We start from the raw sequence: 13,096 nt of genomic DNA, 5'->3' as shown, positions 1-13,096 counted from the left end.
AGCTATCTTCTCTATAAATAAGATGGAATGAATGTTGAATTAAGTTTCCAAAGTAATTATGATATCGCCGCCTAGCAGGTTCATATCTGTATTATTTTATAAAGACACACCAAATGTGTCATTTAGATATGCCATATGATTAATTCAAGAATTAAATCCACTCCCTATTAAAAAAGGATGGATAATTGATGATGTCTGTTCAAAATACATATTTTGATAATTTAGATTTATCTTAATTGCTAAGAAAGATCACTTACACTAGGCTTACTCATTGTTGCTACTAAATTAAGGATGAAATCATGAATTGGTATTTGGAAGTCATTAAAAATAATTATGCTAACTTTTCAGGACGTGCTCGCAGAAAAGAATATTGGATGTTTACTCTAGTAAATACCATTATTATTACCATCCTATATGCTATTGTGATTTCATCAATAGACATGAATACGGGTGAAATGAGTGGATTAGGTTCAATTGTTGGTATCATTTTAGGTATTTACTCTTTAGCTATTATTATCCCTAGCCTTGCAGTGACTATTCGTCGCTTCCACGACCAAGATAAATCAGGTTGGATGTTTTTACTTGCATTTATTCCCGCTGTTGGTGGATTAATTGTTTTTGTCTTTATGTGCCTTGAAGGTACTAAAGGTGACAACAGATTCGGCCCAGATCCTAAAGCTTAATCTATTACTGAATGAATATAACAATACAGTGAGTGTAACTAGATTAAGTATACTCACTGTATTAATTGATTTTCCTACCTTTGTTACAAAGATCTAAAAACATTCCTTTCTTTAAATAAAATAACACTGGCTCATCTCCTCCCGCATTGTACTTTGGTATTTTTACTTGCTTCTAACGTTTCTAATTAACGCCATCACGTTATTACACTATGCTTATTGCATTGATCCTTAAGTTTTTCTTTGTTATGAGTTTGAACTTAGTCACACAATATAAGTAAAAAATACGCTTTCCTTTACTAAATCAATGTTAATATTGATAATGACTATCATTATTAATTGAAAATGATAATATCTACGTCGATAAAACAATTAAATGAGTCAGGTAAAAAAACGTGAGTAACCAAAAAACACCTCAAGAAAAAAATATTTATAAACCAGCACCTCCTCGCCTAGTTCAAGTAAAACGTATTACTGATGTCACTCCAGGAATGCGCTGTATTACCTTTACTAGCGATGATTTAGATACTTATCCAGCAGATACTGCGGGAGCACATTTAAAAATATTCTTACCTTTAGAAGGCCAAGTTAAACCTACCGTACCGGGCTTTTCTGAAAAAGGCCCTAAATGGCCTGAAGGCGAACCAAGATCGATTGTACGTACTTATAGTGTTCGTGCTATTCGTCCTGAGCAAAAAGAGTTAGATATTGAATTTGCCGTACATGACGATGCAGGTCCTGCTATTGATTTCGCGCTAAATGCTAAGCAAGGCGACTATATTGGGATCACTAATCCGGGTGGCCCTGATCCTTTATTAGCACCTGCGTCACATTACTATATGGCAGCTGACCCAAGTTCATTACCAGCTTTAATGGCTTTAATTGAAACCATGCAGCCTAATGTTCAAGGAAAAGTTGTTATACGAGTAGAAGACGAAACACATCGTCAAGAAATTAAACACCCTAGCGGCTTAGAGATAATCTGGTTAATTGGCTCAGTAGAAGAACAAACCCAGAACTTAATTAATGAATTTATATCATGGGAATTGCCTGCTGAAGATGTGGCATTTTGGATTGCGGGTGAAGACAAAATTATTCGTGCATTAAGACGCCATATTCGTCGTGATAACGGTTACGATCGTAGTTTAATTTATGCCATTCCTTATTGGCGTTTTGGTTATGACGAAGAAGGTTATCATGCTGAACGTCATCATGTTATGGATAACGAAGACGTAAACTGAGTGATAAATTAAAGATCAAGTGTTGGCTGTACAGGCTGCATATTAAATCCTTCAATAATATGCAGCCTTTTTTATTTTATACAAAAATCCCTACGCCTATTTAATCATTATAAGCAGCTAATACATGCTGACATAATGTAGAGCGCACACAATCTTCTTGCATAAATTTAATCACTCCTACTCGATTATTAGCTTCAAATCGAATCAGTGCATCTGCTAATCCAGACGGTACATTAGTAGGTAAATCACACTGGGTAATATCGCCATTAACCACAACGGTGACATTTTCACCCATTCTGGTTAGAAATAATTTCATTTGATTTACCGTAACATTCTGCGCTTCATCTAGAATAACAAATGCATTTTCAAAAGTACGCCCCCGCATATAAGCGAAAGGTGCAATTTCAACTTTACCGATTTCAGGTCGTAAACAATATTGTAAAAATGAAGCACCTAAGCGTTTCACTAATACGTCATAAACCGGACGAAAATACGGTGCGAATTTTTCAGCAATATCGCCGGGTAAGAAACCGAGATCTTCATCTGCCTGCAATACTGGTCGAGTAACAATAATACGTTCTATTTCTTTATTAATTAAAGCTTCGGCAGCCATTGCGGCACTAAGAAAGGTTTTACCACAGCCAGCTTCGCCTGTGGCAAAAATAAGATTTTGATGCTTAATTGCATTCATATATTGGCGCTGTGCTTCGTTGCGAGGAGATAACACACGTTCATCGCGTTTTTCTCTCGCCATGCCAATGGTATCAATATCCCCAAATCCCGGTAAAACCATAACATTATCTCGATGTGCTCCATTACGTTGTTCTTTACGTGAGGTGCGTTTATTTTCTCGGCGTAAACGTGTTGCTGCTTTTTGTCTACTCATAGTGGTATTTACCCTTGTTAGTCTTCAAAAAGTCATCGACATCTCTGTTTTTATTCCATTCACTTACCGGTGAGTCCCCTTCAGACTCTATTTAGTCGCAGAAAACAAAAAACCGGTCACAATCCTGAACATTAAACATCAATGAACGGGTTGTTGCCGGTTTTCTGTGAGTAACGAGATATTTCCATTGCTTCTGTCATTCATATTCCCCATCATGGAGTTAGAGTGAAAATTAACGAAGCTTTATGACAGTATAATGACAAAATAAAAATATTTTCAATACTGAGATGATTTATAACGAGATGGACTTAACATAAAAATAACAATAAGTGTTATTTTTTGGGGGGAATAAATGAATTTCTTACGATTGCCTTTTGTTTATTGGTTACTACTTAACCTCATTCCATTTATTGGTTTTGAACTTCACTCTGGCTCTCTTAAAATGGGCTTCTTTTTTTATCTCGGTTTACTCACTATTACGACTTCTGGGATCTGGCTTTTTTATTGCCTCTCCTTTTTTATTAAACAAAAAACATCTCCTAATCCCAATCACACACCTCGACAATTAGTGACAAGTGGTCCTTATAAAATAAGTCGCAATCCTATGTATCTTGGTTTTTTAGATATCAGTATCGGGTTATTTTTTATTTTTGGTAATTGGGGTTTTTTAGGAGCTGCAATTGCGTTTTACTTTATTACTGATCGCTATACGATAGTACGTGAAGAGAAAATCTTAAGTGAATTATTTCCACAAGCGTGGCAACAATATTGTCGCCACGTTCGTCGTTGGATGTGACCTAAATAATTACGATTAAGGCTGTTTACAGTTATTAGCTAAACGGTAACCTGCCTTAATAGCCTCACTCTCTGTTTTAAACAAAACCGCATTTTTATCTGACATTGTTTTATAACCAGAACAATGTGCAAAATGGTAGATCTTGCTATTAACATTACCTTTAATATCTTCAGATTGTGATGTATTTACTTGTTTAGGCGTTTCAGTTTTAGCTTTAGTGGCTGGTGCACTATTTGTTGCAGATAATCCGGCACCGCTATTTTTATGTCCTAATTGCCACTTCACTTCACCCGTCACAAACGGATTATGATATCCAACAATACGAGCAATACGGTTATCACGCTCTTTTTCCCAAGCTGTTGGTGGATAAGCATTATCCCAAGCCATTAATAACTGTTGTTGTTGGCGTGACATAGAGAGGTTATAGCGATCATGTAAGTAGAAATAAACCCTTGCTACTTGCCCCTTAACTTCATTGCGAGGTTCAAAAGTACGTGACGCGAAGTCAACACGGCTACGGCATTGACCATATTGATAAGGTGCTTGTGCTGGTAATTGTCCAAAACTAAAATTGCTACGATCCCCATTAACTTCACCAATAGATGGCGCTAAATTGTGTAAATCAGCTTCAATTTTGCCAAATACAGGATCGTTTTTCACACAATTAGTTCTGCCTCCATTTTGCCAACATTGGCGTTGATGACCAAAAACCCATGCGGGAACAATATGCTCCCACTCAATACGTTCTGCTCTTGTTTGTTGGGTTCTGATTTTATAACCACAACTGGCTAAATTAACACGTCCACCAGATTTACCTACCCATTCCCAATCACAACCACAATAAATAGTGCCTTGTGATTTTTGATTTTGATCATAATAAATACGTTCTTTTGCTACCTCTTTCGCTTTTGTAAAATTTTCGGGGGCTTGTGCTTGCACTTTTAGCGTAATAAAAAACAAACCCAACACAACCGCGGTATAGTGTAATATTTTTCTCAAAGTGGTATCTGCCTTACTCTTTGTTTTATTAAACCCAATAAGAATTATTTTTAATAACCAACTGATAATCTTATTTTTATTTAGCCTAATCTTACCTTTTTTTTATTTATTTTGGGCAATCTTTCTTGCTATTTTTTGTATAAAAAATAAAACAATAAGCGTGAATGGTGATAGAAAAAGCCGTTATTCTCGACATTAACGTAAAAGGGATTTGCTATGGTTTAGTCCATCAATGATTTGGAGAAATTTAAAAATGAATGAGAATATGCTGAATTTGATGGACGAATTAGTCGAGATAACAAAAAAACATGCGAATAACGAAGATGTTAAAGCGCATGCTAGTTTAGAGTCTGAGAATAAATTACGAATTCAGATTATTATTTCTGACAAAAATGAACTGGATATTACATTAAATTCATTACAACACGCGATGTAAGTCATTATACACTCGGACGCTTGCGATATAACCATAATCCCGGCAAGGATAGCCCGATAGAGAGCGCACCGACAATAAATGAAGCTTTAAGGAAATTAGTAACTAAAGCTTCAAAAATTTCTGCGCTATAACCAATTTGTGTTAACTTCACCACTGAGATCATCGCTATATATGCATTTATTCCTGGGAACATCGGAATAACCGCGGCAACAGTAAAAACTTTAGGGTGTGCAAGCCACCAACGTGACCATTGAATACCAATGCAACCCACTAAAATGGCAGCACAAAAACTTGCCCATTCTATGTTCATCCCGCTCATTACTAAAACAGTACGAGAGCCGTGCCCTATTGCTCCTAATAGTGCGCAATATTTTAATGCCCTTAAAGGTACATTAAATACCATCGCAAAACCTACTGCGGGAATAGCAGCTAAGATCATATCTTCAATTAGGGTGAGAAGTATCGTTATTATGCCCAATCTCTTAACTCCCATACTGCCATAGCTAAAATAACGCCTAAACAGGTGGCTAAAGTTAACATTGTTGCCATTGCCCAACGCGCTAAGCCTGTATTAACGTGCCCTTTAAACATATCAGCAACAGCATTAATTAAAGGAAACCCGGGAACAAGTAATAAAACGCTGGCTGCCATTGAAATAGTCGCCGTGGTTTGAAAATAAGAGAGCTTTAATAATAGACCAGAGACTGAAGTTGCCACAAATGCAGTAATACAGAAATTAATTAATGGGTTCATTTGGCGATGTGTTAATGCTTGGCGAACAAACATACCAAGACCACCACCAATGGCAGAAACTAAAAAGCCATCCCAATTACCACCATTTAATTTAGAGAAACAGCCACAAGATAAGGCAACCATAAAAATAATCGCCCAACGAGGATAACGTAACGGTTTTATATGCTCAAAGCGTTTTCTTGCTTCATGAATATCTGCAAGGTGATGTTCGACCAAAATAACAATATGCTGCACTTCAGTGACAACATGCATATTAATACCGCGATCGACAATCTTACGTGTTGAAGTTTGGCAATGCCCATTAACAATGGTGGTTAATACCACTGCATTAGCAGAAATTGCACTTTCGACTTGATGTACACCTAAAGCTAAACCTAGGCGGGTTGAAAGCTGTTCAACCAGCATACTTTCTGCACCATGCTGCAATAACAACAACGCAGTTTGAATACATAACTTGGTAATTTCACGCTGTTTATCTTGTGAAATGGCAGTACAATCCGCCATTATCTCATTATCCATACTATGCCTTAGTTTTAATCAAAAACGAGCCATTGCTAATATAAAGTTTATCAGCATAGCTCGTTTCTCGCTCTATTATCTTTCAATACTATTATGAACAAATAAAATATTTAAGGCTGTAGGCAGATCAATGTTATAGGTGGATAGTCATAAATATTGTTATAGAAAGTTACACTACAGTGATTAAATATCCGTTCCTTATTTTTAACTTACATCATCAAATAGCAATCACTGTTTTAATAAAAAAGCACTCAAATAAGTGCTTTATAAACTAATTTAATTAAGAAAATTAGTAAGGTTTAATTACTTCACCAATTCATTAGCTTGAATATAAGACTCTCCCAGAGTTTCTGCAACAAATACAGGAACACCATAAACAGCAGAAATAACAGAAGAGAGTTGTACCAGTTGCTCTTTATCATTTTTTTGTGGATCGGCAGTCATTATCATACCTACACAATATTCACTAAGAAGCTTTTTCCCCTCTTTAAGCCAACGTCTAACCGCCTTCATCCCTTCCATATCTTCTTTTTTATGCTCTTTATCCTTTTTATTGATGGAAGGGTAAACCAGAACAAATTTTCTTTTTTCGTTTAATACAATATCCATTTCAGCAGTCCAATCATTGGCATCTTCCAGTGTTTCTGGAAATATTTTCATCGTAATAACAGGAAATTGCTCAACACCCATAACGGTAAAAGTTTTATTATTCAACATAATACTCATCTCTAATTAATAACAATCGTTACACTTTAGAATGACTATCATTCTCAATCAATAAAGATCCGAGTATTTAAAATAAAACCGCATTAATAAGCAATCACATTCACCTACAATTTAAAATGGCAATGCTTAAATTTAAAAATAAAAAACCCCTAAATCGAGATCTAGGGGTTGCATACTATTTTCTAACTTCTATAAAAATTTTAGCGAACAACTAAAACAGATTGCTTAGCATAAGCAACAATACCTGATGCATTTGAACCCAATAGATGGGTTGAAATACTAGGACGACGAGAACCTATTACAATTAAATCTGCATGAATTTTTTCAGCGAGTTCTAAAACTTTATCTCTTGCAGAACCAAATACGGCTGAAAATTCGACTTGTTCATTTGGCAAATCAATGCCATCAGCTAATTCTTGCAGTTGTTCTTGTACACGCTCAAGTGCTTTATTTGCAAAAGAGCTGAGCATGTCATAATGATAGCTATAACTAATAGAGAAACGTGAAATATCAGGAATGGCATGGAAAAGATGTAGTTTTGCGCCTTCTAATTTGGCAATATAAACAGCATGTTGTAAGGCTTTAGTCGTTAACTCATCTTCTGAAATATCAACAGGTACTAGAATTGTCTTGTACATAGCAACTCCTCATTATCAGATTATTGTCTGTTTATTATTGTAGCGTTAATCCCACAGCTTGCTTATTTAATCTTCCTCTAGATGCCATTTATGCAATTGTCGATGAATAAAAGGTGTCACTACAAGCCCAATTGATAAAATAAAAACACACTGAAGAAATAAACCATAAATTGCAATAAAAAAGCGCCCTGTTGGGGTTGCAGGTGCCGGCTCTACCGGTTGACCACTTAACATAGAGATTGCATTTAATGAAGATTCCATAAAACTATGTCCTTCAATTAAATAAAATCCTAATACGCCGGGTAATAATCCTAAAAAAAAGAAAATAGAGCCTATTACATAATAGCGTAAGATGCGTAGAATAAAATGATCGAGCCTTAAAAGTTCTTGGGTAAATTTTTCCATTCTTATTCACTCTATAGAGTGTTTATTCAATAAATGGCTTATTGAATAAATAAGATAAGCTACACAAAAAAACTAAAAAATATGCTATGAGAGATGCTCATAGCATATTAGTAATATATTAACGAACCACTAATACTGAAATTTCAGCATAGCGAACAACACCCGCAGCGGTTGAGCCTAATAAATGAGTGCTGATATTAGGTCTACGTGAACCAATCACAATTAAATCAGCTTGAATATCTTTTGCTGTAACTAAAATTTCATCACGCGGTGAGCCAAAAGTAACCGTATAAGCGACCTTTTCAGCAGGCAAATCCACCGAATCTACCAACATTTGCATATCATTCTCTGCCTTCACTGTCGCTTTATCTTTAATTTCTGGATAACCCAATGAATAAGCATTAATGATTGCTGAAGAGATAGGAAGAACATGAATTAAATGTAAATTAGCTCCCGTTTCTTTTGCTAAATACACTGCATGTCGTACCGCTTTACTGGTTAACTCTTCTTCTACAATATCAATAGGCACTAAAATCGTTTTATACATAATAACTCCTCTCAACTCTCCATTTGCCTTAATCCTATCGCAATAACCCAAAGATTACTGTGAGTGAATTAACTAAAAACAATCTAATCTTAATATAAACCTACTTTAATTATTAATACGTTAAGCTAAAAATAAAAGTGATCATTCAAAATAGTTTGCATTATGTTGCTGTGCTAACGTCCATATTTGATTACGAATATTTCGGATAGTATCAATCAATTCTGATGCAGTTAATCCTATTGGCCCAATACCTTTTTCAACTAAGATATCCGCCGCCATTCCATGTATCCAAACCGCACTTTTTACAGCATCAGACATTGTCATTCCTTGTGCCAAAAAACTGCCCATAACACCCGTTAGCACATCACCACTCCCTGCGGTTGATAATCCACTATTACCGGTTTTATTAATTGTGATTTCCCCTTTCGGGGATGTCACTACAGTATTTTGCCCCTTGATTATTGCCCAACAATGATAAAGCTTTGCAATCTCTTTTGCCGCTTCTTCTCTATTATTTTGAATATCATTTAGTGTGCAATTAAGCAAAATAGAGGCTTCTTTAGGGTGTGGTGTTAATACACAATGCTGATTAAGTGAGAATTCTGATTTTAATTTAGCCATTAACACTAATGCATCTGCATCAAAAACATAGGGTATATTTTCATTACGTTGTGCCAAAGCTATTGATAAGATCTCTTCAGAATTTGCAGATAATCCTAATCCACATCCAACCGCCCAAGCAGAAATATCTTGTTGATTCATCAATGTCAGTGCTGTTTTGAGCATAAGCTCTGGCGCACTATCAATAAAAGGAACAGGAAGTTGTGGCTGAGCAAAACCAAGAAATACCTTTCCGCACCCTGCTTTTAATGCACTTTTACCGGCTAATACAATCGCGCCACTCATTCCTTCTGCACTACCTACAATGCCTAATGTGCCAAATGTTCCTTTATGTGTATTCCCTGACTTGCGCTGATAAAGTGCGGGATAATGAGTGATCGCGTGTAATAGTTGTTCTTCATTCATATTATTTCCCTTCCCTCCTTTTTCTGCATTTTTTCTTATTGCTGGCAATGGTTGCTGTACCACATCTGTTTGTATTAACGTTCAAAACATAATGTTCAAAGTATAGCGTGGTTTTAACAAATAAATGGGATCACTAACTATTTTGTCTCTTTATCATGCTAACAATTTCAATATGATAAAATGCTTTCATTATCACTATTCATACCTTGCTGAGACTTTGCTATTCTAATGACCTAGCCTGATATGATTTATAAATTAAAGACAAAGGAACGTAGATAATGAACGAGAAGTTTAAAACACAAGCAGATGTGGAAACATTAGCAGAAGAAGTGGCTTGCTTAAAAACACTAGTCACCTATATGTTAAAAGCATTAGGTCAAGCAGATGCTGGACGTGTTATTTTAAATATTGAACGTGCTATTGCAGAAGTTGATGACGAAAAACAAGCAGAGACATTCCGTAATACAATTAGCCAAATTAAGACAGCTTATCGCCAATAATATGTTTATTTTCGAGTTAAGTACTTACACATATTTTTATCCTATTTTCTAAACTTTTTGTGCTGCACAAATAAACAAATTTTAGTTTCAAACTTCCTATATACTCAATCTCGAAATAAACCATTCTTTATTCATTTAGCTACCCCTCTATCCTTGTAGAGGGGATTTTTTTCTCTTTTACCCATCCTCGATTTTCCTATTTGAATTATTTTCGATAATTTTATCTAAGGATTTATATCAAAACCTCTTTTTGTTTAATGTTTTTAATGTTATTTAAATTAAATCGCAGTATTAAAAGTTTTCTTGTCATAACTAACACGATTACAAATCAACCTACTAAATACAATATATTAAAATTATCTTAATGTTAACAGATAGTTACTTAACTCTTTTTTATTCTTATTTTTATATTTAAAACGGATTTTTTGTTATTTTTAACACAAATAAAAAACCACCTTATGAAATGTAAATAAAGATAAATCCTAATATTATTATATTTTGAGTTGTTTCCGTTGTTGTAAATTGTGAACTTTTATTCAGTCAAAAAATGCTAGCTTATTGTCCCTAAACACAATTATAACAATACTGGTTAAAACCCATTGAATTAAAAATATTAACTATTTATATTTTTACACTTATTCTGATTTATCGTCACTCCTGTTTATATGTTACACTCAATAAGTACGTACTAAAAAATAAACATGAGGCTAAAATGAAACCACTTCTCTTATCTCTGCTATTATTACCTGCTGTTGCTTTTGCTAACCCAACAAAAATGGCTGATGATTACTGCGATACTTTTAAAGATATCTCAATTAAAGCTTATGACACAAAAGAGCCAGCAGAGAAAATTGCTAAAGATGCAGTAGCCTCTTTAAATGCAAAGAAATTTGATTTTGCAAAATTAGAAGCAACTGAAGCGCAATTTACTGAAGGTACTATCGAAGTTGTTAACTCTTTACGTGACGCAAAAGCTGAAATTGGTTCTCGAGCAGAATTCCAAGAAGGCCTAACTCAAATTGTTGCCGCTTGTAAAATTCAATTGGTCTCAGCGTTAGAAGAGCAGAAAAAATAACTATCTCATTAGTAATGAGAGTAGCAATCAATTTAAAGAGTAGAAATTATCCTGCTCTTTTTTATTTCCCCTCTCCATCACTTATTCTTTTCCTTTTTGCTTTTTTCTCTTTCTCTATACCCTAAATAATTCAAGGTGCGGAAGTATGACGAGTATCAATTATAGAGTATCTATCTATCGATATTAAGGTTTATAATACCTCGGTAAATACTTGTTAGTACTGGCCATAAAAAGGAGATATTGTGAGCAACGAACAATCCATCCAGCGTTTAAGAAGACTACGCCAGTCCGAAAACCTGCGCGCGCTCTTTCAAGAAACAACCTTAACTAAAAATGATCTCGCTCTACCTATATTCGTAGAAGAAGGGCTTGATGATTACCAACCTATTAAAAGTATGCCAGGTGTCGTTCGTATTCCTGAAAAGCGTCTTGCTTATGAAATTGAACGTATTGCAAAAGCAGGCATTAAAACTGTCATGACTTTTGGGGTATCGCATCATCTTGATGAAACAGGGAGTGATGCTTGGAAAAGTGATGGCTTAGTTTCTCGCATGTCTCGTATTTGTAAAGATGCAGTACCAGAAATGATTGTCATGTCTGATACCTGTTTTTGTGAATACACATCACATGGTCACTGTGGTGTTTTACATGGCGAACATGTTGATAATGATGAAACTATCTATAATTTAGGTCTTCAAGCTGTTGCTGCGGCACAAGCTGGCGCAGATTTTATCGCACCATCTGCTGCAATGGACGGCCAAGTCGCCGCTATTCGTGCAGCACTTGATAAAGCAGGATTTAGCGATACTGGTATTGTTTCTTATTCGACTAAATTTGCTTCAGCCTTATATGGTCCTTTCCGTGATGCAGCAGGCTCTCGCTTAATTGGTGATCGTAAGACGTATCAAATGAATCCAATGAACCGCCGTGAAGCGATCCGCGAATCATTAATTGATGAGCAAGAAGGCGCTGATATGCTGATGGTTAAACCTGCTGGTGCTTATTTAGATATTATTCGCGATGTACGTGAACGTACTTTATTACCTTTAGCGGCTTATCAAATCAGCGGTGAATATGCTCAAATTAAATTTGCAGCATTAGCCGGTGCAATCGATGAAGATCGTGTAGTAATGGAGACTTTAGGTTCAATTAAACGCGCTGGTGCAGATTTAATTCTATCTTACTTCGCACTGGATTTAGCTGAAAGAAACCTACTTTAACCATCTTATACTCTGAATAATTCAAGATGCAGCTAAATGGCAATTGCAATAATGCTCAGCTAACAACGCTGCAACTTGAAGTATAATGAGTACTTAATTATGAGGTTAATATGGATAACTGTATTTTCTGTCAAATCGTTGCTGGAAAAGCACCTTGCCATAAAATTTGGGAAGACGAACACCACCTTGCTTTTCTTTCTATATTTCCGAATACCAAAGGCTTTACGGTTGTTATTCCTAAAAAACACTATCCAAGTTATGCCTTTGATCTCAGTGATGAAGCCTTAGCGTTGTTAGTGATTGCGACGAAAAAAGTGGCAAAAATCTTAGATAAAACATTTCCTGATGTTTCACGTTCAGGAATGTTTTTTGAAGGATTTGGTGTTGATCATGTTCATAGTAAACTTAGCCCAATGCATGGCACTGGTGATATGACAAAATGGGCACCTATTGAAAATAAGCAGAAGATTTTCTTTGATAAATATCCGGGTTATCTTTCATCTCACGATTTTGAACGAGCAAGTGATGAAGAGCTTGCACAACTTGCGGCACTGATCAGAAAAAATAACCAATAGTAAAAGCCCAACCTACTCTTTTTATACCTGCATAAAAATTTTAGATATAAAAAACGCCCAGTCTTATTTTAAGC

General features: G+C 35.4%; 17 protein-coding genes. 8 read left to right on the top strand and 9 right to left on the bottom strand.

Annotation, left to right across the window (positions count from 1 at the left end; all coding sequences use genetic code 11):
• Nucleotides 1-299: 299 nt before the first annotated feature.
• Nucleotides 300-683, top strand: coding sequence for a DUF805 domain-containing protein (locus tag GWJ01_RS15475; RefSeq protein WP_006536506.1), 384 nt, complete (start codon nt 300-302; stop codon nt 681-683).
• 392 nt (nt 684-1,075) lie between these two features.
• Nucleotides 1,076-1,921 carry a siderophore-interacting protein gene (locus tag GWJ01_RS15470; RefSeq protein ID WP_109393880.1) on the top strand — a complete coding sequence of 282 codons (846 nt, stop codon included), beginning with the start codon at nt 1,076-1,078 and terminating at the stop codon, nt 1,919-1,921.
• A 100-nt stretch (nt 1,922-2,021) separates the two neighbouring features.
• Here the strand turns inward: GWJ01_RS15470 and phoH are convergent, their stop codons facing one another.
• On the bottom strand, nt 2,022-2,807 hold the full coding sequence (phoH, locus tag GWJ01_RS15465; protein WP_109393881.1) for a phosphate starvation-inducible protein PhoH: 786 nt from the start codon (nt 2,805-2,807) through the stop codon (nt 2,022-2,024).
• 352 nt (nt 2,808-3,159) lie between these two features.
• On the opposite strand from phoH, the gene GWJ01_RS15460 reads away from it, so the two are divergent.
• Nucleotides 3,160-3,603 carry a methyltransferase family protein gene (locus GWJ01_RS15460; protein WP_100160255.1) on the top strand — a complete coding sequence of 148 codons (444 nt, stop codon included), beginning with the start codon at nt 3,160-3,162 and terminating at the stop codon, nt 3,601-3,603.
• Between the two features lie 15 nt (nt 3,604-3,618).
• On the opposite strand, the gene GWJ01_RS15455 is transcribed toward GWJ01_RS15460, so the two are convergent.
• Nucleotides 3,619-4,602 (bottom strand): endonuclease, encoded by a 984-nt coding sequence (locus GWJ01_RS15455; RefSeq protein WP_109401776.1) that lies wholly within the window; start codon nt 4,600-4,602, stop codon nt 3,619-3,621.
• A 253-nt stretch (nt 4,603-4,855) separates the two neighbouring features.
• On the opposite strand from GWJ01_RS15455, the gene GWJ01_RS15450 reads away from it, so the two are divergent.
• A complete protein-coding gene (locus GWJ01_RS15450) occupies nt 4,856-5,038 on the top strand; it encodes a hypothetical protein (RefSeq protein ID WP_036912881.1) in 183 nt (60 codons plus the stop codon).
• A 4-nt stretch (nt 5,039-5,042) separates the two neighbouring features.
• On the opposite strand, the gene GWJ01_RS15445 is transcribed toward GWJ01_RS15450, so the two are convergent.
• The 7 genes from GWJ01_RS15445 to GWJ01_RS15415 all read right to left on the bottom strand — a co-directional run bounded on the left by GWJ01_RS15445 (nt 5,043) and on the right by GWJ01_RS15415 (nt 9,652).
• Nucleotides 5,043-5,516, bottom strand: coding sequence for a threonine/serine exporter (locus GWJ01_RS15445; RefSeq protein ID WP_109394037.1), 474 nt, complete (start codon nt 5,514-5,516; stop codon nt 5,043-5,045).
• The gene (locus tag GWJ01_RS15440) at nt 5,507-6,310 is read right to left on the bottom strand and encodes a threonine/serine ThrE exporter family protein (RefSeq protein ID WP_109393883.1); all 804 of its coding nucleotides are present in this window, start codon (nt 6,308-6,310) and stop codon (nt 5,507-5,509) included. The genes GWJ01_RS15445 and GWJ01_RS15440 overlap by 10 nt, the downstream gene beginning before the upstream one ends.
• A gap of 303 nt (nt 6,311-6,613) precedes the next feature.
• Nucleotides 6,614-7,027 (bottom strand): hypothetical protein, encoded by a 414-nt coding sequence (locus GWJ01_RS15435; protein WP_109401775.1) that lies wholly within the window; start codon nt 7,025-7,027, stop codon nt 6,614-6,616.
• 209 nt (nt 7,028-7,236) lie between these two features.
• Nucleotides 7,237-7,674: a universal stress protein gene (locus GWJ01_RS15430; RefSeq protein WP_098942597.1), complete on the bottom strand. Its 438-nt coding sequence runs from the start codon at nt 7,672-7,674 to the stop codon at nt 7,237-7,239.
• A 66-nt stretch (nt 7,675-7,740) separates the two neighbouring features.
• Nucleotides 7,741-8,079, bottom strand: a complete 339-nt coding sequence (locus GWJ01_RS15425; protein WP_075674296.1) for a hypothetical protein — start codon at nt 8,077-8,079, stop codon at nt 7,741-7,743.
• 118 nt (nt 8,080-8,197) lie between these two features.
• The gene (locus GWJ01_RS15420) at nt 8,198-8,626 is read right to left on the bottom strand and encodes a universal stress protein (RefSeq protein WP_036912874.1); all 429 of its coding nucleotides are present in this window, start codon (nt 8,624-8,626) and stop codon (nt 8,198-8,200) included.
• Nucleotides 8,627-8,767: 141 nt separating this feature from the next.
• Nucleotides 8,768-9,652 (bottom strand): NAD(P)H-hydrate dehydratase, encoded by an 885-nt coding sequence (locus GWJ01_RS15415; protein ID WP_109393887.1) that lies wholly within the window; start codon nt 9,650-9,652, stop codon nt 8,768-8,770.
• A 278-nt stretch (nt 9,653-9,930) separates the two neighbouring features.
• Here GWJ01_RS15415 and GWJ01_RS15410 point away from each other — a divergent pair, with 278 nt between their 5' ends.
• The 4 genes from GWJ01_RS15410 (at nt 9,931) to GWJ01_RS15395 (ending at nt 13,022) form a co-directional block, all read left to right on the top strand.
• The gene (locus GWJ01_RS15410; protein WP_006536484.1) at nt 9,931-10,152 is read left to right on the top strand and encodes a DUF2594 family protein; all 222 of its coding nucleotides are present in this window, start codon (nt 9,931-9,933) and stop codon (nt 10,150-10,152) included.
• A 712-nt stretch (nt 10,153-10,864) separates the two neighbouring features.
• Entirely contained in the window at nt 10,865-11,227 is a 363-nt protein-coding gene (locus GWJ01_RS15405; RefSeq protein WP_109393888.1) for a hypothetical protein, read from the top strand.
• A 242-nt stretch (nt 11,228-11,469) separates the two neighbouring features.
• A complete protein-coding gene (gene hemB, locus GWJ01_RS15400; RefSeq protein WP_072064069.1) occupies nt 11,470-12,447 on the top strand; it encodes a porphobilinogen synthase in 978 nt (325 codons plus the stop codon).
• Between the two features lie 110 nt (nt 12,448-12,557).
• Nucleotides 12,558-13,022, top strand: coding sequence for an HIT family protein (locus GWJ01_RS15395; RefSeq protein WP_109393889.1), 465 nt, complete (start codon nt 12,558-12,560; stop codon nt 13,020-13,022).
• Nucleotides 13,023-13,096 lie beyond the last annotated feature (74 nt).

It is taken from the genome of Proteus sp. G2618, from assembly GCF_009915995.1.
Taxonomy (GTDB): Bacteria; Pseudomonadota; Gammaproteobacteria; order Enterobacterales; family Enterobacteriaceae; genus Proteus; species Proteus terrae.
The sequence above is the reverse complement of the archived record's forward strand: the minus strand, read 5'-3'. Positions and strand labels throughout refer to the sequence as shown.